Below are 22,294 nucleotides of genomic sequence, written 5' to 3'. Positions count from 1 at the left end.
CATATCTGGAAGCTGGAGTGGATATCAGAATTTTTCCGCAGGGCTAAAACCAACACCTTGATCATAAAAGGTAAATTAAAAGTAATTTTTAGCATGTAATAAATTTATCAGGCAGGTTTTTCTGCTGATGCAGGCCCTTGGGTAATTGATCTGCCCATTGGCTGACATACAATGGCGCAGCGATTAAATTTGAGGTGCAGCATGAGCAGTGAAGTAGTAACAACAGCGCCGTCGGTACACCAGCGGTGTAAGCAATTTATTGAAAACAATACCGTGCAGCGGCTGTTGTTGGCGTTGATTTTAATTAACGCTGCCACACTGGGGCTGGAAACTATGTCGGGCGTGATGGCCGTAGCGGGGCCGGCAATTTACCTGCTGGACCAGGCCATTTTAACGGTGTTTGTAGTGGAGATTCTGCTGCGGCTGTATGTGCACCGGCTGGCCTTTTTTAAAGATGCCTGGAGTATGTTTGATTTTATCGTGGTGTCTATTGCGTTGCTGCCTGCCAGCGGGCCGTTTTCGGTATTGCGGGCGCTGCGTGTGCTGCGGGTACTGAGGGTGTTAACTTTTGTGCCATCAATGCGCAAAATTGTCGGCGCTTTGGTGCAGTCACTTAACGGCATGTTGTCGATTGCTATGGTGCTGGGCCTGGTGTACTACGTAGCAGCAGTGATGGTGACCAAACTGTTTGGTGAAGCCTTCCCAGCTTGGTTTGGCAGTTTAGGGGCATCACTTTATACGCTGTTTCAGGTTATGACGCTGGAAAGCTGGTCTATGGGCATTGCCCGGCCGGTGATGGAGCAGTTCCCTTATGCCTGGCTGTTTTTTGTGCCCTTTATTCTTATTGCGACCTTTACCATGCTGAATTTGTTTATCGCAGTAATTGTTAATGCAGTACAAAGTATGCACGATGAAGAGCATCAGGCCGAACACGACGCCGATAAAGCCACGCAACAGCAACTGCTGCTACAGATGCAGCAATTGCAACAGGAATTGGTAGCACTGCGCTCGCAGTTAAAAGCACCTACTGCAGAATAAAATCTTCCAGTGACTGGCCGGTTAATTTGCCGATCTGCCGGAAAATATACCAGACGGAGCCCAGCAGCATAATCATGCTGGGCACCACTATTACCGGGTAACTAAGCCAGGTCATCCGGCCCAGCTCTTCAGCATAAGCGGTGGTGCCTGGCTGGCTTACCACTATGGCTTTAGCCAGCACATAATTCAGTACCGATGACATAAAGAACGACGCGGCAACAATATAGCCTGCCCTTGCCATGCGCCGGTCAAACTCTGCGCTGTTATTTTGCGCTGCTAAAGCCTGATGCAGTTTATCGGTATCCAGCAGTTCGGGGTTGATCAGTAGCTTTTTTACAAAAGGATAGGGCGTGTATTGGCTTACCAGCACGATAATGCCAATTAAGCCCGGGATCAGTGCTTCTTTAATAGCAATATAAGAAGGGTCGAGCTGCAGTAAACTAATACCACCGGTCAGTAATACGCTGACAATACCCAACACCGAAAAAAAGTTAACCTTGCCGGATTGCTTTAGCTCCCACACACCAAACAGCAGCGGAAATGCCAGTGCGATCACCACTGCCCATACCGGCCCCAGCGCATCTTCACCGCTAAAGCGGCTTAAAACTACCGCCGGGATCACAACGTTAATCAGTAAATTGCTAAAAAAGCCTGATTTTTTCTGCTTAGCAGGTGCGGTTGGGTATTGCTCAGTTGTCATGGTGCTTACCTTAATCTGTATTGTCGGCAGTATACCAAGGTTTTACCTTTTGCCCAGCAGCTAAGCTGTCAGGCTATCTGGCCAAACAGCTCTGCCAGTGCCGCGCGGTGGCGGCGTGACATGGTAAGCAGTGTGCCGCATTTTAACACTACTTCGGCATCGCCTTTATCGCCGGGGCGTAATTCAATGATGTCGCTTTTACGGACGATAGACGAGCGGTGAATACGCGCGAAGACGGTTGGGTCCAGTTTGCTTTCTATCGTAGCCATGGTATCGCGCAGCAGGTAGCTTTTTTGCTGTGAATACACATGAATATCGACATAATTACCGGCACTTTCAATCCAGCTGATATCGTTAACTTCAACAATACGCAACCGGCCCGGATCACGTATCGTTATACGCTCCAGATATTCAGCGCTTGGCGTTATGTTTTCAGCACTGCGGCTGAGTTTGCCAATAATGATGCCACAGGCTTTAAATAAAGCCTGTTGAAACCGCTCAGCACTAAAGGGTTTTAGCAGGTAATCTACTGCGCTTAGTTCAAACGCGGTAACAGCGTGTTCTGCATAGGCACTGCAAAAAATAACCGCGGGTTTACTGGCCAGTTGTTTAAATACATTCAGGCCATCCAGCCCCGGCATTTGGATATCAAGAAAAATAATATCCGGCTGAAGCAGCTCTGCTAAGCGCAGGGCATCGTTGCCATTATCTGCCTCCGCGGCAATTTCAAATTGCTGCTGCTGACTTAAAAGGTGTCTTATGCCAGCCCTGGCTAAAGGTTCGTCGTCCACTATTAAACAGCTTAGTTTCATATCCGACTCGGGAAAATTAACAGCGTGGAACAGCTCTGACCAGGTTAATGAGAGTCAGTTCCCTGTCCCATGGGGCTTAAAGGGCGCGCAGTGTAGCAGAGGCCGTTAAGTTACCAAATAGCGTTGGCCTTAATTTCTGTGGCTTTAGCGGCAATTTTTACAAATTTATACAGCATAGTGTGCCGGCACTGCATTTCCCTCTGTTTGTCACAGTAAACCCCGTATTGGCGTATTTGTGCTGGTATCGGCAACAAAAGCACAGTAGCGTCAGCGCCGGAAAAACCACCACTTATAACAACGGCAGCCTCATTGAGGGCTTCCAGGGGGAATAACATGAAAAAATCTATCATCGGCAAAGCAGTGCGCTTTGCTTTACTGGCTGCGCCAGTATCTGCAGTTGGTTTCAGCTCTGTGGCAGTAGCACAGGAAGAAACAGCCAAGGTTGAACGTATTGAAGTAACCGGTTCGCGTATTCAGCGCCAGGACATGGAAACCGCATCACCTATTACTGTAATTGACGCAGCAGCTATCCGCATGGAAGGTTTTACGTCGGTTGATCAGCTGTTGCAGGCGCAAACCTCTATGGCAGGTGCTGCAGTGGGCTCAACCACCAACAACGGTGCTGACGGTGTTGCTCAGGTAGACTTACGAGGTATGGGTTCACAACGTACCCTGGTATTGCTGAACGGCCGCCGTATGGTTAACTCTGGCTCAGGTGCTGACAGCGCAGTAGACTTAAACTCAATCCCGGTAGCGATGATCGCCCGCGTTGAAATTTTAAAAGACGGCGCTTCTGCAGTATATGGCTCTGACGCCATTGCCGGTGTGGTAAACATTATTACCAAAAAAGATTTTGAAGGCTTTCAGGTTGATTTAAACGGCAGCAGCACAGACAAAGGCGACGGTGAAACCGGTGAGTTAAGTGCCTTGTATGGCTTTAGCACTGACCGCGGTAACTATACCTTTGGTGCGGCTTACTCAGACCGTAAAGGCGTGATCCAATCTGATCGTGACTGGACCAAGCCAGGAAATAGCTCATTTATTCCTCAAGGCGGCTTGGTCGGTGATGCGTTCGATGAAAATGGTCAGCGTATACCTAATGGTTCCGGTGGTTTTGAACAAGAAGTGAAAGCGAACGTTAATGGTCAGTGGAAGCCGGTTAGCGGTTATGACTTTACTCAAGATAGCTGGTACCAGACACCAAGTAAACGTTACAGCCTGTTTGCCAATGCTACACAAGAGCTGGCTAATGACTTAGTATTTACTGCCGATGCGCTGTACACCAAACGTAAGTCAGATCAGCAATTGGCTGCTCAGCCAGGCGATATTCTACTGGATGTCTGCGGTGCGCCAGGTGCTGATCTGGTTCAATGTATTACGCTGACACCAGGCATGATTGCTGGTGGTATTACAGCAGATGGTACTGGCCGTGTGAACTACCGTCGCCGCACTAACGATGTTGGCCCGCGGGTATATGAGCAAGACACTGATACCTTACGTTTATCGGCTGGTTTAGCCGGTACGCTGGATGTTCACACCGGTATGAACTGGGACGTGTCTTACACCTTTGGTAAAAACGAAGCAGACACTTCAGTAGCTAATTCAATTAACGCCGTAAATATGGCTGATTCTGTGTATGCCAATCAGGCTGCCTGGTTTAGCGGTGCGCCATTAACACCGGCTATTGTTGATGATATCGGCTACTTTGAGCAAGCCAACGGTGGCAATAAGCAGCATATTGTTGCCGGTGTATTAAGCGGTGATTTATTTGATTTAAGCGCGGGTGCAGTGGGTTTTGCTGTGGGTGCTGAATACCGTCGTGACAGCGGCTTCTACAACCCGGACCCTGTAATTGTAGCCGGTGAAGGCACTGCAGCCCAGCAAGATCCTACTAATGGCAGTTACGATGTTGTGTCGTTCTATCAGGAAGTTAGCGTACCATTCAGTGAAAAACTGACCGGTGAATTTGCGCTGCGCTTTGACGATTATTCTACCTTTGGTAAAGCCAGCACCTGGAAAGTGGGTTTAACCTATGAACTGTCAGACGAGATCATGTTCCGTGGTGTAGCCGCTACCGGTTTCCGAGCGCCTAATGTTAGCGAGCTGTTCGGTGGTAACACAGGTTCTTATGATTATCTGGATGATCCATGGGGTAATGAGCAAGACCCGCAAATTCTGGTGAACTACACTTCTGATGCCAATATTCAGCCGGAAGAGTCAGAATCTTTCACTGCTGGTGTGGTGTTATCACCTGCAGAAATTGAAGGTCTGTCAATGACAGTGGATTACTGGCGCTTTAAAGTATCAAACGCTATTACGCGTTTAGATGCACAAGCCGGTTTAAATAACTGTTTTGCCGGTGATGTTACTGCCTGTGAAACCTTCCTTATTACGCCAGAGGGTGATTTATCTAACTTCACCAACCCGTTAACGAACGTAGGTGATCAGGATACCAGCGGTATTGACGTAAATATTGCCTATCGCTTTGAAGGCTTAGGTTTAACCTGGAATATCAACAACGACACCACCTGGTTACTGAAGTTTAAGCAAGACGGTCTGGATTACACCAACACCATCGATGGTAACTTCGGTGGCTATGCCGAACTGCGTAACAACTTCAGCATTCAGGCAGGCCAGGGCGACTGGAACGTAACGTACTTTAACCGTTACATCGGTAAAACAGAGTACTTAGCCGACGGTTCACGTATTGACGCCGTGCTGTACCACAATATTGCTGCCAGTTACTTTATTACTGATGGCCTGAGTGTATCGCTGGGTGTGAAAAACCTGACCGACGAAGAGCCTTCACGTGTTGCTAACGGCAGCGACGGCGGCACAGTGCCGGAAGTATTCGACACTATCGGTCGTCAGATCTACGGTGGCGTAACTTACAAGTTCTAATTTTGTTGTAATACCAAACCCGCCACAATGGCGGGTTTTTTGCTTTCAACTTTCTGGTTATTTGGTATTACCAATTCTGTTGCCGCTTTTGTAATCAATCATTGTTGAGTACCAGTGCATAACGCGCTAGGGTGGTGCAACATGGGTAACAGAGGCAACGAGAATGGATCATTACGCAGCATTAAAAGCCAATGTGGGCTTGCTGGGGACAAAGCTGGGCGACACTATCCGCAGCCAATTGGGCGATGCACTGCTGGAGCGGGTAGAACAGATCCGGTTGTTATCCAAGGCGGCACGCCAGGGTGATGAATCACAGGCCGACAAGCTGAAGCAGGTACTGCGCAGTTTAACTGATGACGAATTATTGCCGGTAGCACGTGCCTTTGCCCAGTTTCTGAATTTAGCTAACCTGGCTGAACAGCACCACACCATCAGCCGTATTGGCCACACCAGTATTGAAAAACCTGAGCCGCTGCAGGAGTTATTCAGTTTGTTGCAACAGCAGCAACTGGACAGCAGCAAAGTTGAGCAGGCAGTAGCCAATTTATCAATTGAACTGGTGCTGACTGCACACCCGACGGAAGTGTCGCGGCGCACACTTATCCATAAACTTACCGAAATTGCCGCCTGTTTAACTGAGTTGGAGCAAGAGCTAAGTGCAGCGCAGCAACAAAAAGTAGAGCTGCGTTTAAGTGAGCTGATTGCCCAGGCCTGGCATACCAATGAAATTCGTGAACAACGGCCAACCCCGGTAGATGAAGCTAAATCGGGCTTTGCTGTAATAGAAAGTTCGCTGTGGCAGGCGATACCCGACTTTTTGCGTGAGCTGGATACCAAGCTGATCGATGCTACCGGCAAGGGGCTGGCGCTGGACGCCGCGCCGGTGAAGTTTTCCTCCTGGATGGGCGGTGATCGCGACGGTAACCCTTTTGTTACCGCTAAGGTTACCCGTCAGGTGTTGTTACTCAGCCGCTGGAAAGCGGCAGACTTATTTGCTAAAGATCTGGATTTACTCAGCAGCGAATTGTCGATGTATCAGGCTAATACAGCGCTGCGCGAAGTCGCCGGTGATGCCAGTGAGCCTTACCGGCTGGTGCTGAACAAACTGCGCACCGGTTTATTGCACAGCCGCGACTGGTTAACTGAAGCGTTAAAACATGACCGTTTGCAACGGCCTAACGATTTAATCTGGCATAACCAGCAGTTACTTGAGCCCTTGCTACTGTGTTATCAGTCGTTACTGGATTGCGGTATGGCTGTTATTGCCAACGGCAAGTTACTTGATACCCTGCGCCGCGCCTATGCTTTTGGCTTAACCCTACTAAAACTGGATATCCGCCAGGACGCTGGCCGCCATGCGCAAGTGTTTGGCGAATTAACCCAGCATCTGGGGCTGGGCGATTATGCCGCCTGGGACGAAGGCGCCCGCCAGGCGTTTTTACTGGCCGAGCTGGCCAACCGGCGGCCATTATTTCCGAAAAGCTGGCAGCCGTCTGCTGATGTGCAGGAAGTACTGGATACCTGCGATATTGTTGCCCGCCATGGCAGCGAAGCGCTAAGCACCTATGTTATTTCAATGGCCGGTAAACCGTCTGATGTACTGGCTGTGCAACTGTTGTTAAAAGAAGCTGGTATCAGCTTCCCGATGCCGGTAGCGCCATTGTTTGAAACCTTAAGCGATTTACAAAATGCACCGGATTGTATGCGAAAGCTGCTTAGCATCGACTGGTATCGTGGTTACATTAACGGCAAACAGGAAGTGATGATTGGTTACTCCGATTCTGCCAAAGATGCCGGGGTATTTGCTGCTGCCTGGGCGCAGTACAGTGCTCAGGAAGCGCTGGTAGCCATTTGCCAGCAAGCCAAGGTGCAGCTTACGCTGTTTCATGGCCGCGGCGGCACAATCGGCCGTGGCGGCGGCCCGGCACATGCCGCTATTTTATCGCAACCGCCGGGTTCACTGGCAGGTGGTTTGCGGGTAACTGAGCAGGGCGAGATGATCCGCTTTAAATTCGGCTTGCCGCAATTAGCCGAGCGCAGCCTGGCGTTGTATGCAAGCGCCGTGCTCGAAGGCCTGCTATTACCTCCGCCGGTGCCAAAACAAAGCTGGCGCGACTTAATGCAACAACTGGCAGATGATTCCTGTGAGGTTTATCGCGGTGTGGTGCGGCACGATAAAGACTTTGTGCCTTACTTCCGTGCAGCCACGCCCGAGCAGGAGTTGGGCCAGTTACCGCTTGGCAGCCGCCCGGCCAAACGCAACCCCAGCGGTGGGGTGGAAAGCCTGCGGGCAATACCTTGGATTTTCGCCTGGTCGCAAAACCGCTTAATGTTACCAGCCTGGCTCGGTGCCGGCGGCGCCTTAGCCAACGCTGCCAAGCAGGATAAAGCCGCTTTGCTGGATGAAATGCAGCAACAATGGCCGTTTTTTGCTACCCGCATGTCGATGCTGGAAATGGTGTTTTTAAAAGCCGACAGCGAAATAGCCGCTTATTATGACAAAGTGCTGGTGCCGGACGAGCTGAAGCATTTAGGCCAAAGCCTGCGCAGCCAACTGGCCGATGATCGGCAGTTGCTGCTGAAGCTTATTCATAGCGATACGTTAATGGCAAAAGAAAGCTGGATCCGTGAATCAATAATGCTGCGCAATACTTATGTTGACCCGCTGCATATACTGCAGGCTGAGTTGTTATATCGAGTGCGGCACCAGCCCGAGCGGGTAAACCCGATGATCAGCCGGGCGTTAATGGTTACCATCGCCGGTATTGCCGCGGGTATGCGAAATTCCGGTTAACAGGCTCGTCAGCAACGTAAAAAACCGGCATATTTGCCGGTTTTCTTTTTTCCGGACCGGACGCTCAGTTGTAATTGGCCGGCTGCTATAGTTAGAGTGCTGTTATCTAAAGCAAAACCGGAGAACGAATGAAAGCACTGCTAGTAGCCGTTATATTGTTTTGGCTGCCAGGTTATGGCATTGCCATGCCCCAGGATGATACCGAAGCGGCACCCATTAAGGTGGTTAATGCCACTCAGGATCAGGCGATAGCTGAGCGCCTGCGCGCTATTACCACCTCGATAACCGGTATGGAACATATTGAGATCAATGTGCAGGCCGGTGTGCTGACACTGAGCGGCGAAATCGGCAATACACAATTGAAAAGTGACGCTGGCGCCATTGCCAGCCGGCTGGAGGGTGTGGTGTATGTGCAAAACCAGTTGCAGGAACAACTGGCCGTGCGCTCCCGCCTGGAGCCTGCCGCTGAGAAATTCCGCGAAATGCTCAGTACCACGGTACAAATGCTGCCTTTGTTATTGCTGGCAGTGTTAGCGGTATTCGTATTTGCGCTGGCGGGTAGTTGGCTGTCTGACCGCGGTGCTTTGTTGCGTCGTTTCGGGCTAAGCGAGCTTGCCACCAATCTGGGTATGCGCTTTGTCCGCTTAATTATCACCAGTATTGGCATTCTGATCGCCCTTGAGTTACTGGATGCTACCGCGCTGGTCAGTGCCATGCTGGGAGTAGCCGGGGTTATTGGGATTGCGCTGGGTTTTGCTTTTCGCAATATTGTAGAAAACTACCTGGCCGGTGTTTTGCTAAGCACCCGCAATCCTTTTGCCATTGGTGATGCTATTCAGGTAAACGATATGACCGGCAAAGTAATGCGGTTAACATCGCGTGATACCGTGCTGATGACACTTGATGGCAACCACTTACGCATTCCTAACAGCCTGATTATTACCTCGCCGATGACTAATTTCTCCCGTAATCCTTTGCGCCGGTTTGAATTTAACGTTGGCGTGTCAGTTGATCTCGATTTACTTGTGGTGCGCCAGCTGGCTATTGCAACCTTGCAGGCTATGCCGGGTATTTTAACGGAGCCCAGGCCCCGGGTGCTGGTGCAGGAGTTAGGCGACAGTGCCGTTACCGTGCGCGTATTTGCCTGGATTGATCAGCAGGAAACTGACTTTTTAAAAGCCCGCAGTGAAGCTATCCGGCTGGTTAAAGCCGCCTTCGATCACGCCGGTATTGAAATGCCAGAGCCGATTTACCGCATCCATATGGCTGAAACTAACGCTGGACAAGACATAAAACCCGTGCAGCCGCTGGCTGCAGCCCCTGCTAAACCTTTGCAGCCTGAAGCGATGGTAGACGTTAGTACTGATGACAGTATTGAGCAGCAGTTTAATGCTGAATTAAGCCAGTCAGACGAGGAAAACCTGCTACCGGCGGCCAAAGAAAGTGGCGCCGGTTAGCAGCTAGATTAACCTTGTGTGCGCGGCACAAAGTCCAGCACGGTAGCGTTAATGCAGTAGCGCGGGCGGCCATTGGGGCCGTCGTTAAACACATGGCCTAAATGAATGCCGGATACTTTGGCGCGAATTTCTGTGCGGCGCATACCATAGCGGTTATCCGCTTTTTCAATGACCGCACCGTTAACGGCTTTGGTAAAGGACAGCCAGCCGGTGCCGGAGTCAAAGCGGTCGCGGGTGTCAAATAGCACTGCGCCACTGAGTTTATCAATAAAAACGCCATCGGGGGTGTTTTTAAAAATTTCATATTGCTGACAAAAGCGGCCGTCGGTACCTTCATCAAAGGCGACGTTAAAAGCTTCGCTGTCACCGAGTTTAAACTTACCCAATAACAGGTAAAACTCGGCCGGGTTTAAATAGCCCTGACGACCAAACACTTCTTTGCCGTTCTCAAGCAATATAATGGTCGGTGTAGCCCAGGTAGCGGTTTTCAGCGTTAAACCGTCCAGCTGGCTGGCATAACGAAACTGCAGCGGAATATCGCCGCTATAACTGTTAGCGACGTCAGCTTTAAATTTTTCACAGTACGGGCAATAGTTTTCAGAATCTATCACCAAAATGTGCTTACCGCTTAGCAGCGCGCTGTTATCCACCGCTGCTGTTTGCGGCTTGTTGTCGTTGGCAAATCGCACACCGGTGCTATGATCCGGGCAGTAGCCGTTAGGGTTTTTCGCGATATAGTCCTGATGATACTGCTCTGCCGGGAAAAACGCGCGTAACGGCTTTATTTGTGTGGTAATGGCACCGTAACCGGCTTTGCTTAGTAATAACTGATATGCGGCCTGCATCTGTTGTGCAGCATCAGTCTGCGCCTGGCTGTTAGTCAGGATAATTGAGCGGTACTGAGTGCCGATATCATTGCCCTGGCGGTTTAGCTGGGTCGGGTCGTGCATTTCAAAGTAGTGCTGCAGTAAAGTAGTCAGGCTGATTACTGCCGGGTTATAACTAATTTGCACCACTTCGGCATGGTTGTTCGGGTTATGCTGGTTGCGCTTTTGCGTAATAGTGCGATAAGTAGGTTCGACACCATTGCCATCGGCATAGCCGGATACGGCATCAATTACACCATCCATGGCTTCAAAGCGTTTTTCTACCCCCCAGAAACAACCAGCACCAACAACGATAGTGTCGCTGTGATTTGTAGCCGGCATAGTGTTGTCCTGCGCCTGTGCGTTGCTGCCAAGCAGCATTAACGCTGTGAAGAGTTTTAATAACGTGGAGCGGGCCATAATTACCTCTGCCTGTTGTTACGTTGTACTGCTTACGTAACAGACAGGCAAAAGGTGCATTTGCTTTCAGCCTGGGGTTAATTCAGTCTGGCGAAATCGGTAACATGCTGCAGTGTTTGCTCAATATCAGCACTGCTTATTTGCAGATGGCATACCCAGCGTACGCGTTTAATGGCACCGTTGGTGCTCTGGTAATTGCTGCTGGTAAGCCTGATGCCGCATTCAGCCAGATAGGGCAGCAAACGCTCTGCCAGCTCAAGACTGAGGTCGGTAAATAAAATATTGCTCTGTACCGGCAAAACGCTAATCTGGCCCTGCAGTGCCGGTAGCTGCGCCGCCAATACGGCCAGGCCATCGGCTAAACGTTGGCAATTAGCATGGTCGTCTGCCAGACGATTAATATTGTTCTCCAACGCATGCAGGCCAGCCGCGGCCAGAATGCCGGTTTGGCGCATACCACCGCCGAGCATTTTGCGTACCCGTTTAGCCCGGGCGATAAAATCAGCTGAGCCCAGCAATAACGACCCTACCGGGCAGCCTAAACCTTTAGATAAACACAGCGATACCGAATCAAAACCCGCGCACAGCTGACGTGCCATTTGCTGTGGTGTAACATTATGTTGTGGTGCCAGCACCACAGCGGCATTCATCAATCTGGCACCATCAATATGGCAGGCCAGGCCTTTATCTTTTGCCAGTGCCGCCACATCACGCATATAGCTAAGCGGTAAAACCTTACCGCCAACGGTGTTTTCAATCACAATTAAGCGCGTGCGGGCAAAATGCGGATCGTCGGGTTTTATTGCTGCGGCAATATCGCTTAGCAACAAGGAGCCGTCGTTTTGCAGCTCGAGCGGTTGCGGCTGAATAGAACCTAATACCGCCATGCCGCCGCCTTCCCATTTGTAGGTATGCCACTGCTGGCCAACGATGGCTTCATCACCGCGCTGGCAATGGCTCATCATGGCAATCAGATTAGTTTGGGTGCCACTGGGCGCGAACAGCGCCGCTTCAAAGCCAAGCATATCGGCAGCGTAACGTTGTAATTCCAGCGTGGTGGGATCGTCGTTAAATACGTCATCGCCTAAGGCTGCGTTGAACATGCGCTCTTTCATGGCAAGAGAGGGTTGGGTTACGGTATCGCTGCGAAAATCCGGCATGTGTTGCTCCAGAAAAATACTATGGCGACAGACTAAGTGGGGCAAAGCAAGTGTGCAATCAGAATCGATAAAAGCGCAGATTTATTCGCTGGATAAAAGTGATGTGAACGCCATAGGGAGAAGCGGTTTGCTCTAAGCCAACCGTTGCAGGCCAGGATGCTGACAAATTCGCAGGGAGCGAACTTGAACAGCTATGCTGGTCCGAAGGATAAACTTCATGGATGAAGTTTATAATCGAGCCCCCAAGGATGGGTTTACGGCGTGTTGGTGTGAGCAAACCGGTTCGTCCAATGCAGACGAACCGGCTGTTATACCTAACTCAACAATTAATAAAAGCTGATTTTAAAATCAACACCAAAGGTGCGTGGCTCGTTAACAAAACCAGTCAGGTTGTTAAAGTCTACTGCGCCTTTTACATTGTCCTGGTCTGTAATGTTACGGCCAAAAATACCCACTTCATAGTTGCTGTTGTAGTTGATATAAGCGACACGTAAGCCTGCTTCGTGCTGATTATCTGTTTGAAATTCAGCTGACTCATACAGGAACAGATTGGTTTTACCTTGCAGCGCAACGTCTGTATAAACATAGATCTCGCCACTGGTTACCGGATAACTATAACGGGCATTTAATGTCAGAATAGTTTCAGGCGCCTGTGCGAAAGGGTTGCCATCAATAAATGGCCTGCCGTCTGCGTTAACAGGGTCCAGAATTGTACAATTACCAAAGCCACAGCCACCTACTACAGTGTTGCTGTCTTTAAACTCGGTTTTGTTGTAGCTAAAACCGCCACCTACGCTCAGGTTCGGCAGTATACGGTAATCAAAATCTGTCTCAAAACCGTAACCGACACCCTTATCAGCGTTATCAAGCGTATTACCATTTAGCTCGCCACCGATAACAGATATTTGTATATCATCAATAGTGTAATAAAACACCGCTGCGTTCAGGCGTAAGGTGTTTTGCAACAAATCACTTTTCACACCAAACTCATAGGACATAATAGTTTCTGCGTCAGCCACTGTTGCAGGCTCTGCAAAAGCAATATTACGGCCCTGAATAGATTGAGCGCGGAAACCGTCAGCCACTCTGGCAAATACGCTGGTTTTATCTGTCAAACGGTAGTTAGTACTTAACTCCCAACTAATTTGGTCGTCTGTCACTTTCAGTGGATCATTGTTTGGTACAGTAGTGCTTAACGTCTTTTCGTCATCAGTGTAACGAACGCCAGCCGTGACATTCCAGTTGTCATCTATTTGATAAGTGCCCTGGCCAAAAAGTGCCCAGCTGGTATTGCCGTGAAAAACCAGAGCCGGATCAATAGCACCGCCAACGGTATTTACACCAAAGCTTGAGTCAAAGTAGAAACCGCCGACTTGCCAGCTAAAAGCATTATCTGTGTCACTGGCTAAACGGATTTCTTGTGTGTACTGCTCAAGGTCGTTTAGCTCATCCCGGGTGGCCGATGGAAACGGGATAAAGCCTGGCCCTTCCATAGTGCCGCCGTCGACGTCGCTTTGTGAAAAGCCCGCAGCTGTTTCGTATGATGAAATGCTTGTTAATGTCATGCCATCAAGCATAAAGTCAAATTTCAGCGATCCGCCCCAGCTATCATACTCTTGCGGGTTGTTTACTGTTGCATCATAGAAAACCGTGTCTCTATCGTAGTTTTCATTTAAATTATTGCTGCCTTTGGTAAACACGTTGGCACGGAACATTGATGCTGTACCGGCATAATTGCGGCTATGCAGATTTAGTAAGGCGTTAAAGTCAGCGGTTTCATATAAAAACTGTACTCGTCCAGCCCGTTCCTGATAGCCACCCATTGCATCGTTTTCGCCAAGGTAAGCGTTATCAATCCAATCGCTACGGTTTTGTGACAACAATGAAATCCTGGCGGATAACTCATTGGTTAGTCCACCACCAACAGCGCCTTCCAGATTTAACTGGCCTAAAGTGCCTACAGTTGTCTTCACATAGGCATCATAGTCCTGGCGCGGTTTTACACTGTCAAATTTAATAATGCCGGCAGTGGTGTTACGGCCGAATAACGTGCCTTGTGGGCCACGAATAACCTCTACTTGCTGCACGTCAAACAGCGGGAAGCTTTTTAAAATCACGTTCTCCATCACTACGTCATCCATAATAATGGACACCGGTTGTGATGCAGCTAAGTCAAAATCGGTATTGCCTAAACCACGGATATAAAAGCGTGGTGCAACACGGCCGTTAGAAGACTCGGCATACAGGCCTGGCACCTTGATGGCCAGCGCGGTAATGTCATCTCCAGAAGAGAAAATGCTGTCAAACTTTTCGCCAGACAGGGTGGCGATAGAGATCGGCACTTCCTGAATACTCTGGCTGCGCTTTTGCGCGGTAACAGTAATGGTTTCCAGTTCCTGCTGCTTGCCGCTTTGGTCTTTGTCACTTTCCTGTGCCAGTAACACAGGAGAAAAACCAACAGCTGCACTAAACAGGCCGACCTGAATGGCCGCTGACAACACCGACTTAGTAAATAGCTTCATTAAGATGAACCTTTTGTTGAGGATTGCGATTTTTTTGTGTGCGTTTATTAACGCTTAATTTGCTGGAGTGACCACAGCATTTGTTACGTTTAAACGGGCTTAATATAGCATTTTGTCGCAAAAAATACTCAACTTAGCGGAGTTTTGGGGTTATTTTGTCGGCGGCATGATCAAAAGCAGTGTAGGCTCGTATCGATACATAAATGCACTATTTGAGAGCGTTATATGAGAGATCTATATACGTGAAAACTATATACGTAAGAACTATATACGTAAGAACAATGCGCAGTGTAATTTTTCTATTGTTTTACTGCCTGATGCTAAGCAGTGGGCACGCCGCAACAACGGGCTGGCAAACGGCCAAACACCTTAAAGCAGAATTGGTAAGTGAGTATCAGCAGGTAACACCGGGGCAAACTGTGCGGCTGGCGCTGCATTTTGTGCCTGATGAACACTGGCATACTTACTGGCAAAACCCCGGTGACTCGGGCCTGGCGACCAGCCTAAGCTGGCGGCTGCCTGAAGGCGTAACGGCTGGTAATATTCAATGGCCGACGCCACACGCTATCGCTATACCGCCGTTAGTAAATTACGGTTTTGAAGGCAACACAGTTTTGCTGTCTGATCTTCACATTGCGGCTGATTATGCCTCTGACACTATTGATATTCAGTTACAGGCCGACTGGCTGGTATGTGAAGAAATCTGTATTCCAGCCGAAGCACAATTTCGCCTGATGTTGCCGGTGGGCAGCAATGCTATTTTAGCAGATGAGCAGAGCGCTTTATTTCGCCAGGCACAACAGCAACGGCCGCAGCCGCTTAATATCAGTGGCCAGTTTGATACCTCCGGCGGGGCTTTTTCTGCCGTAATCGATTGGCAGCAGACAGACATAACGGCATTTTTTGTTGCGGCCAGTGAGTTGGTTGATCATGCAGCAAAGCAGCAAATCAGCCAGCAGGGCACGCAGCTACTGCTGCAGCAACCGCTAAATACCTATTTTTCCGGCGTGGAAGATCAAATTGAACTGGTATTGATAAGCGCCGATACCGCCTACAGCGTGCAACTGACAAAAGGCGGACAACTGGCAGGTAATGAAAAAGCCGCTGTCGAAATTCTGGTAACTCAGGGTCAGCAAAGCAGCACGGCGTTGTGGTTAATTTTACTGATGGCCGCAGCCGGCGGCCTGATCCTGAATTTAATGCCCTGCGTATTCCCGATATTGTCGCTAAAAGCGCTGAGCATTGCGGCTAACAGCACACAACAGGCACAGCAAAAGCGTGATGCGCTATTCTACAGTGCCGGAGTGGCACTCAGTTTTGTTGCCTTGGCGCTGCTACTTATTACGTTGCGTGCCGCAGGTGCGGCTATTGGCTGGGGCTTTCAGTTACAAAGCCCTTATATGGTAGCGTTGCTGGTTTATTTGTTGTTTGCGCTGGGCTTAAGTTTATCCGGTGTTGTGCAGTTTGGCTTGGGCCTGATGAACACCGGCGGCGCCCTTACCGCCGTTAAAGGTGGCAAAGGCTCATTTTTTACTGGTGTACTGGCAGTCGTGGTGGCCAGCCCTTGCACTGCGCCCTTTATGGGCTCTGCACTGGGCTATGCGGTAACCCAAAGCGCCCCGGTGGCCCTGCTGGTATTTGCGGCGCTGGGGTTGGGGATGGCGCTGCCGTTTTTGTTGCTGGCTTTTGTACCGGGTTTTGCCCGGCTATTACCCAAACCCGGTGCCTGGATGGACACATTAAAGCAGGTGTTGGCGTATCCGTTATATTTAAGTGCTGTCTGGCTGCTGTGGGTATATGGCCGTCAGGTCGGGGTTGATGCGCAGGCATTGCTGTTAATTGGTCTGGTGTGTGTGGCCGCAGCATGCTGGTTATGGGGCCGTAAGCAACTGGCTCAGGTTGGCCGCGTTGGTGCAGGTTTTGCGCTGTTGCTGGTGCTGCTTGCTTTGGTGTTACCTGTGCTGGCGCCCAAACAGGCAGTACCACAGACGCAAAGCAATGATACACAACACTGGCAGCCGTGGTCTGCCGCTACACTTAAGCAACTGCGTGAACAGGGTAAGCCGGTGCTGGTTAATATGACTGCAGATTGGTGTATTACCTGTCTGGTAAACGAACGGATGGCGCTAAACACCGATAGCAGCAAAGCCGCGCTGGCGTTGTACGATGTGACTTACTTAAAAGGCGACTGGACACTGCGTGACAGCGCTATAACAGAGTATTTACGGTTGTATCAGCGTGATGGTGTGCCGTTGTATGTGTTGTACTGGCCGGGGCAGCCGCCACAAGTGCTGCCACAGATTTTAACCCCTGACACTTTGCCGCAGACGTTAGCGCGACTGAGTAGTCAACCTTAACGGCCTGCCTGGCCCGGATAATACAGGAGTAAACATTATGAAATTACATCATCTGGTACTGTCTGCCTCGGCAGCATTATTGTCGCTGGGTTTAAATGCGGCACCACAAGTAGGCACGGCGGCCCCTGACTTTACTGTGGTGGATACCAAAGGTAATAGCCATAGCTTAAAAGATTTTGCCGGTAAAAATGTGGTACTGGAATGGACTAACCATGATTGCCCGTTTGTAGTGAAACATTACAGTGGCAATATGCAGGCACTGCAGAGTGACCTGACAGGGCAGGATGTCGTATGGCTTACTGTTATTTCTTCGGCACCGGGTAAGCAGGGCTACGTTAGCCCGGCCAAAGCGGACGAACTTACCGCCAGCCGCAATTCAGCACCTACGGCCGTGGTATTTGATGAAACCGGTGCAGTAGGTAAAGCTTATGACGCCAAAACCACACCACATATGTATGTCATCGATAAAGCTGGTGTGCTGCAGTATATGGGGGGTATCGACAGTATTCCGTCTGCCAAAGTGGACGATATCAGCAAAGCCACACCACTTTTTGCCAACGCCGCCAAAGCGGTACTGGCCGGTGAAAAACCCGATCCGGCAGTAACCAGGCCTTATGGTTGCAGTATTAAGTATTAATTAACCAACGGCACAGAAACCACGGCCAGATAAATGGCTGTGGTTGTTTCATGCGATGAATAGTAACTGACATACAGTTTAGTGCCCTGCAGCACCATACCGGCATAACTGCAATCGCCGCCGGAAGGCAGGGAAAGGGCTTCACTCAGCTTACCGGTTTGCCGGTCAATCCAGCATAAACTGGCGCGTACTTTGTCATCGTATAAACGCACGCAGGCCAGCAGGCGGCCATCCGGTAGTTGTAAACACTGCGGGCCACCAATACGGCAACCACTGTCTTGCCAGTGCCAGTCAGTGTAGGGTGGCTGGCTGCTGCCAAACAGGCCATGTTCCGGATCACGGCGTAGCAGGCACAGTGCCGTGCCATCGTTTTCAAACAGCAGTGCGCTTTCGTTGGCATAGCTGCCGCTGTAAATATCGCTAACGGCAGTAAAACTGTTGCTATCTGTGCTGTTGTACAGCCGGACAAATCGGGGCTGGCCTACCTTGTACCCCAAGGCATACAGCTTTTGCTGCCATGTCATGCGCCACAGCCAGATATTAGGCTCACCTACTGGCTGCGGCTCAGACCAACAAATACCATCGTCAGATTGCCAGATATATGACTGATGGCTGTGCTGGGTTCTGTCATGTAAGGCACCTGCACCCAATAGCAGCAGAGTGCCGGCCGGGGTGAGGCTGAATTTTGCGTCGCGTAAATCGGCGTCTGGCATGCTAATAAGTGCAACACTGTGCCACTGATTACCGTTGCTACTTTGCAAAATGCGAAAGGCACCATCGGGCGAGATATGATCGCTGCCTTCACGGAATACGCACCACAGCGCGCCGTTAAAGGCAATCAGATCAGTAAAGGCGTTGTGTGGCGCCTGTTGCCAGATGTTTTTAACACTTTGCAGTATAAGAGAAGTCATCTGGCAGTTTCCGTCCGGGTTAATTTTGTTGGTATCGTACCAGCGTAAGCACTTGTTCTGTACCTGCAAGCTCGTTGCGCTGCATAATCAGTTCGCGGCCCAGCTTCAGCGCTTTGCGCTCGCTTTGCGCGCGTAAGGTACCATCGTTAATGCTGTCCAAATCGGCAACATGGGCCAGGCCAACTGTGCGACGGATTAGCTCACAACCAGCATAACCCAGAGCATCGGCAAACACCTGCTGTATAAAGCGTTGTTGGTATACGCTGTTTTGCAGCGTGGGTTCACGGCATTCATTGCTCATTAGCTGTTTAAATTGCTTTTCAAAGTTCTGCCACAGGGTTTGCACTTGCGACAACAGATAATCCTGATGGCGCTGGCGTGCTTCAGTGTCTTGTGTCAGGCCGAAATGGCCAAGGTAGTTCAACAGCAAATTACCTATCAGGCTGCCAACATCAAAGCCAATCGGGCCATAAAAGCCAAATTCAGCATCGATCAGTTTACAGTTATCGTCGTTAATAAAGATGCTGCCGGTATGCATATCGCCATGCAGTAGTGCCTGTGGCTTAGACAAAAAGCCAGCTTTTAGTTGTGCTACTTCTGCTTGCAGGGCTTCGTCATGCCATAGTTGCAGGGCGTCATTGCGTATTTCGCTGTGAATATTATTCCGTTCGTGGTTGCAGTAAGGGTCGGTAAAGAATAAGTCTTCAGTAATCAGGCACAGCTCCGGGTTTAAAAACTGGCCGACCTGCTGCTTTTTATTCGGGCCTGTTAAGGCGAAATCACTGGTGTAGTAAAGCGTATTCGCCAGATAGGTCGCCAGCTGTGGCGCCAGATGTTCAAATTGTTTACCGGCGATAAGCTCGGTGCGCGCAATGCGGTAATCTTTTAAATCTTCCATCAGGATGGCGGCAAGTGTGGCATCGTAATGCAGCACTTCAACTGTATGGTCCGGGCACAGTTTGCGGTGTTTTAACAGCACTTCAGCCTCAATGCGGGCCCGGTCTACTGTCAGCGGCCAGCTTTCGCCTACACAGCGGGCATAAGGCAGCGCCTGTTTTACAATAAGGCTGGTGCCTTTGTCGTTTTCAACCCGAAATACCAGGTTCAGATTGCCGTCACCAAATTCTTCGCTGCTTAATTTACTGTGATCGCCAAACAGGCCGCTGTGCTCATCGGCAAAGCGCATTGCATCGTCAGTGGTAAAGGTACGGTAGTCTGTCATCCTGGCTCTCATCGCTTGTGTTGAAAATAGCAGGGCTGCATAATCGCAAACCTTATAGACGTCTGCAACGCTAAACAGGAATAAGCTATGAAAAACTTAACGGCACTAAGCCTGAAAACCGAGCAGGGTAAGCTGTATGTGCTGGATCAGACCTTACTGCCACAACAGCAGAAATGGCTGCTTTGTCAGACAGTTAACGACATGGTTACCATGATTAAAGCACTACAGTTACGCGGTGCGCCTGCTATTGGTATTGGTGCTTGTTTATTATTGGCCTACCGGGCCAGCGTTGGCGACAGCCGTGAGCAGTTGTTACTGGATACCGAAGTATTGCGCGCAGCCCGGCCTACGGCAGTTAATCTGATGAATAACCTCGACAGCATGATAGCTGCACTGGCACAGAGTGATTTTAAAACAGCTGCTATTGATTGTGCCGGGCAACTGTTCGCTGAAGATGTGCAGTTATGCTTGAATATGGCGCGCCATGGCGCCGCTTTGGTACAACAGGGCGAACAGCTATTAACGCATTGCAATACCGGTGGTCTGGCCACGGCCGGTGTAGGTACTGCCCTTGGCGTAATTAATCTGGCACATCAGCAGGGTAAAAATATCCGCCTGTGGGTAGATGAAACCCGGCCATTGCTGCAGGGCGGGCGTTTAACAGCCTGGGAATGTCAACAACTTGGCATTCCGTATCAGCTGATTTGCGACAATATGGCCGCCATGCTGATGGCTCGCGGGCAGGTGGATCGTGTTTTTGTCGGCTCCGATCGCATCGCTGCCAATGGTGATTTCGCAAATAAAGTTGGCACTTACTCACTGGCGGTGCTGGCGCATTATCATAAGGTGCCGTTCTACGTGGTGGCGCCGCATACCACGGTAGACTTAGCTTGCAGTGATGGCAGCGCAATACCGATAGAGCAGCGCCATGGTGATGAAGTGCGCGGTGTCAGCGGCGCTTTTGGTAAAGCAATATGGGCACCGGAAGATGCGGTGGTATTTAACCCGGCGTTTGATGTTACACCCGCAGCGCTGGTTACCGGCTGGGTGCTGGATACCGGCGTTTACTCACAGGCTGATATCGCCGCCGGGGTGTTAAAATGTAATGCAAAAAACTAGTTCAACAATATAAAAAAACAGGCCCTTGAATTAAAAATATTCGTATGCACGATCTCGAAAGCCTGTTAAGAAATAATATGCCTGATATTTATACGCTAAGTTGGATAGTTCTATATAAAATACGTTCACCTAGCTTTGTGGATCTTAGGCGGCATTCAGCGTATCCATTCATTTCTGTATAGGCGCCAAGTAGTTCATTATTTGTCAGAGAAGATATGCCGCTAAGCTTGTTACCAATTCCATTAATAGATGTCCCCAACTTTATTCCACTATCACCACTGACTGACATCCACCAACGGTCGTGTATAATAGGGTCACTTGAACTCTCCTCACCGAAAAATATGAACTTAATATATGGTGATTTCCCCGGAGAGACAAATTCCCGCCAATGGTTTTCTACATAAGAATCCAAATCGAAGTGACCAGATTCATTGCAAGATTTCATTAGCTCTTTATATTGATGTAAGCTAGATAGCAATGTGATCTCTGTAGAACTGTTTCTGTTAATGGCATCAAATATAAATTCTAAGTCAGAAAGCGTGAAATAAGGCTCAGATATTAATATAGAGTTTAGATTATTACTGCTTACCCAATTATATATAAATCTTTCAGCTGTCTCTTTGGAGCAGTCATCAATACTCAAAAAAATATTTTCGCTATTTCCAATGGTATTTGGCAGGGATATATGATGACTTATATTGTAGAGACTGCAAAAAAACTTTGAGTTTTCTATTATAGCTGAAAATACAGATTCTAAATTATCTTTAGTTTTACTGTTAGAGCCATTTAACGTATCTCCATAAGCAGAAATAAAATAGCTAAGTAAATTAAATAATTGAACATTATCTAGTTCCGAGACATTTTTAAGGAAGCTGAAAAGTTCCTGATTTCTTCGTTTTGCTGCTTTATTTGCATTCAGTAGTCCAAGTTCTTTTACACAGAAGCTAGAGAATTTCTTTGCTAGATTCCGTTTAAGCTGAATGCTTCCTCCTGATGAAAAGCTATCTTCCAAATTTTTATTTTCTTGGTGTTGTTTGAGCTTCTCTTGAATAAGATGTGTTTTAGCTTCATCGTTAGCGGTCAATGATGACAGTGATGATGCAAACTGTGCATCCAAAGAAAAACAGGCTTCGATAAGATCTTGGCGCTTTCTGTTTGAGTGGTAGTCATTCTCCGCAACACTAAGTGAAAGTGCTTCCTTGAGGCAGCGTTTAACAGTTTGCATACATATAGACCGTCCGCTCTCACCAAGTACATCATAAAGATCTAGTCTCTCACTTATAATATCAATTGCTTCAATCCTAAATAACTGTTCCTAACAGTAGATCACTAAGGGAAAGGAACTCAATGCGGTTTGCGCGATCAGATCGGTCGCCAA

General features: G+C 49.2%; 15 protein-coding genes. 7 read left to right on the top strand and 8 right to left on the bottom strand.

Annotated features, from left to right (window positions below):
* Positions 1 to 201 precede the first annotated feature (201 nt).
* Complete coding sequence (locus MJX74_RS20845) at positions 202 to 1,038, top strand: ion transporter (RefSeq protein WP_240224980.1); 837 nt, start codon at positions 202 to 204, stop codon at positions 1,036 to 1,038.
* Here the strand turns inward: MJX74_RS20845 and MJX74_RS20840 are convergent.
* Positions 1,025 to 1,738 carry a VC0807 family protein gene (locus MJX74_RS20840; protein ID WP_240224978.1) on the bottom strand — a complete coding sequence of 238 codons (714 nt, stop codon included), beginning with the start codon at positions 1,736 to 1,738 and terminating at the stop codon, positions 1,025 to 1,027. The two genes, MJX74_RS20845 and MJX74_RS20840, sit on opposite strands and share 14 nt — an antisense overlap.
* A gap of 68 nt (positions 1,739 to 1,806) precedes the next feature.
* Positions 1,807 to 2,550, bottom strand: a complete 744-nt coding sequence (locus MJX74_RS20835; protein WP_240224976.1) for a LytR/AlgR family response regulator transcription factor — start codon at positions 2,548 to 2,550, stop codon at positions 1,807 to 1,809.
* A 333-nt stretch (positions 2,551 to 2,883) separates the two neighbouring features.
* Between MJX74_RS20835 and MJX74_RS20830 the strand changes: the two genes are divergently transcribed.
* The 3 genes from MJX74_RS20830 (at position 2,884) to MJX74_RS20820 (ending at position 9,702) form a co-directional block, all read left to right on the top strand.
* Entirely contained in the window at positions 2,884 to 5,451 is a 2,568-nt protein-coding gene (locus tag MJX74_RS20830) for a TonB-dependent receptor plug domain-containing protein (protein ID WP_240224974.1), read from the top strand.
* A 163-nt stretch (positions 5,452 to 5,614) separates the two neighbouring features.
* Positions 5,615 to 8,245, top strand: coding sequence for a phosphoenolpyruvate carboxylase (gene ppc, locus MJX74_RS20825; protein WP_240224972.1), 2,631 nt, complete (start codon positions 5,615 to 5,617; stop codon positions 8,243 to 8,245).
* 128 nt (positions 8,246 to 8,373) lie between these two features.
* Complete coding sequence (locus tag MJX74_RS20820) at positions 8,374 to 9,702, top strand: mechanosensitive ion channel family protein (protein ID WP_240224970.1); 1,329 nt, start codon at positions 8,374 to 8,376, stop codon at positions 9,700 to 9,702.
* An 8-nt stretch (positions 9,703 to 9,710) separates the two neighbouring features.
* On the opposite strand, the gene msrA is transcribed toward MJX74_RS20820, so the two are convergent.
* The 3 genes from msrA to MJX74_RS20805 form a co-directional block, all read right to left on the bottom strand.
* The gene (msrA, locus tag MJX74_RS20815) at positions 9,711 to 10,988 is read right to left on the bottom strand and encodes a peptide-methionine (S)-S-oxide reductase MsrA (protein WP_240224968.1); all 1,278 of its coding nucleotides are present in this window, start codon (positions 10,986 to 10,988) and stop codon (positions 9,711 to 9,713) included.
* A gap of 77 nt (positions 10,989 to 11,065) precedes the next feature.
* A complete protein-coding gene (gene ltaE, locus MJX74_RS20810; RefSeq protein WP_240224966.1) occupies positions 11,066 to 12,148 on the bottom strand; it encodes a low-specificity L-threonine aldolase in 1,083 nt (360 codons plus the stop codon).
* A 326-nt stretch (positions 12,149 to 12,474) separates the two neighbouring features.
* Positions 12,475 to 14,670, bottom strand: coding sequence for a TonB-dependent receptor (locus MJX74_RS20805; protein WP_240224964.1), 2,196 nt, complete (start codon positions 14,668 to 14,670; stop codon positions 12,475 to 12,477).
* Positions 14,671 to 14,951: 281 nt separating this feature from the next.
* Here MJX74_RS20805 and MJX74_RS20800 point away from each other — a divergent pair, with 281 nt between their 5' ends.
* Positions 14,952 to 17,027 (top strand): protein-disulfide reductase DsbD family protein, encoded by a 2,076-nt coding sequence (locus MJX74_RS20800; RefSeq protein ID WP_240224962.1) that lies wholly within the window; start codon positions 14,952 to 14,954, stop codon positions 17,025 to 17,027.
* Positions 17,028 to 17,064: 37 nt separating this feature from the next.
* Positions 17,065 to 17,664 (top strand): thioredoxin family protein, encoded by a 600-nt coding sequence (locus MJX74_RS20795; RefSeq protein WP_240224960.1) that lies wholly within the window; start codon positions 17,065 to 17,067, stop codon positions 17,662 to 17,664.
* Here the strand turns inward: MJX74_RS20795 and MJX74_RS20790 are convergent.
* Both MJX74_RS20790 and mtnK read right to left on the bottom strand, forming a co-directional pair.
* Positions 17,661 to 18,575, bottom strand: coding sequence for an exo-alpha-sialidase (locus MJX74_RS20790; RefSeq protein WP_240224958.1), 915 nt, complete (start codon positions 18,573 to 18,575; stop codon positions 17,661 to 17,663). The genes MJX74_RS20795 and MJX74_RS20790 overlap by 4 nt on opposite strands.
* 19 nt (positions 18,576 to 18,594) lie before the next feature.
* Complete coding sequence (mtnK, locus tag MJX74_RS20785; protein ID WP_240224956.1) at positions 18,595 to 19,797, bottom strand: S-methyl-5-thioribose kinase; 1,203 nt, start codon at positions 19,795 to 19,797, stop codon at positions 18,595 to 18,597.
* An 87-nt stretch (positions 19,798 to 19,884) separates the two neighbouring features.
* On the opposite strand from mtnK, the gene mtnA reads away from it, so the two are divergent.
* Positions 19,885 to 20,916, top strand: coding sequence for an S-methyl-5-thioribose-1-phosphate isomerase (gene mtnA / locus MJX74_RS20780; RefSeq protein WP_240224954.1), 1,032 nt, complete (start codon positions 19,885 to 19,887; stop codon positions 20,914 to 20,916).
* An 88-nt stretch (positions 20,917 to 21,004) separates the two neighbouring features.
* On the opposite strand, the gene MJX74_RS20775 is transcribed toward mtnA, so the two are convergent.
* On the bottom strand, positions 21,005 to 22,141 hold the full coding sequence (locus MJX74_RS20775) for a hypothetical protein (RefSeq protein ID WP_240224952.1): 1,137 nt from the start codon (positions 22,139 to 22,141) through the stop codon (positions 21,005 to 21,007).
* Between the last annotated feature and the right edge of the window lie 153 nt (positions 22,142 to 22,294).

Origin of the sequence: Rheinheimera hassiensis, assembly GCF_022436675.1 — a bacterium.
Classification (GTDB): domain Bacteria; phylum Pseudomonadota; class Gammaproteobacteria; order Enterobacterales; family Alteromonadaceae; genus Alishewanella; species Alishewanella hassiensis.
The sequence above is the reverse complement of the archived record's forward strand: the minus strand, read 5'-3'. Positions and strand labels throughout refer to the sequence as shown.

Bases quoted from the DNA above. Each gene is read 5' to 3' on its own strand.
- MJX74_RS20795 (WP_240224960.1), top strand. From the start codon at position 17,065: ATGAAATTACATCATCTGGTACTGTCTGCCTCGGCAGCATTATTGTCG.
- msrA (WP_240224968.1), bottom strand. From the start codon at position 10,988: ATGGCCCGCTCCACGTTATTAAAACTCTTCACAGCGTTAATGCTGCTT.
- MJX74_RS20840 (WP_240224978.1), bottom strand. From the start codon at position 1,738: ATGACAACTGAGCAATACCCAACCGCACCTGCTAAGCAGAAAAAATCA.
- ltaE (WP_240224966.1), bottom strand. From the start codon at position 12,148: ATGCCGGATTTTCGCAGCGATACCGTAACCCAACCCTCTCTTGCCATG.
- MJX74_RS20845 (WP_240224980.1), top strand. From the start codon at position 202: ATGAGCAGTGAAGTAGTAACAACAGCGCCGTCGGTACACCAGCGGTGT.
- mtnA (WP_240224954.1), top strand. From the start codon at position 19,885: ATGAAAAACTTAACGGCACTAAGCCTGAAAACCGAGCAGGGTAAGCTG.
- MJX74_RS20830 (WP_240224974.1), top strand. From the start codon at position 2,884: ATGAAAAAATCTATCATCGGCAAAGCAGTGCGCTTTGCTTTACTGGCT.
- mtnK (WP_240224956.1), bottom strand. From the start codon at position 19,797: ATGACAGACTACCGTACCTTTACCACTGACGATGCAATGCGCTTTGCC.
- MJX74_RS20805 (WP_240224964.1), bottom strand. From the start codon at position 14,670: ATGAAGCTATTTACTAAGTCGGTGTTGTCAGCGGCCATTCAGGTCGGC.
- MJX74_RS20835 (WP_240224976.1), bottom strand. From the start codon at position 2,550: ATGAAACTAAGCTGTTTAATAGTGGACGACGAACCTTTAGCCAGGGCT.
- MJX74_RS20775 (WP_240224952.1), bottom strand. From the start codon at position 22,141: ATGCAAACTGTTAAACGCTGCCTCAAGGAAGCACTTTCACTTAGTGTT.
- ppc (WP_240224972.1), top strand. From the start codon at position 5,615: ATGGATCATTACGCAGCATTAAAAGCCAATGTGGGCTTGCTGGGGACA.
- MJX74_RS20820 (WP_240224970.1), top strand. From the start codon at position 8,374: ATGAAAGCACTGCTAGTAGCCGTTATATTGTTTTGGCTGCCAGGTTAT.
- MJX74_RS20800 (WP_240224962.1), top strand. From the start codon at position 14,952: ATGCGCAGTGTAATTTTTCTATTGTTTTACTGCCTGATGCTAAGCAGT.
- MJX74_RS20790 (WP_240224958.1), bottom strand. From the start codon at position 18,575: ATGACTTCTCTTATACTGCAAAGTGTTAAAAACATCTGGCAACAGGCG.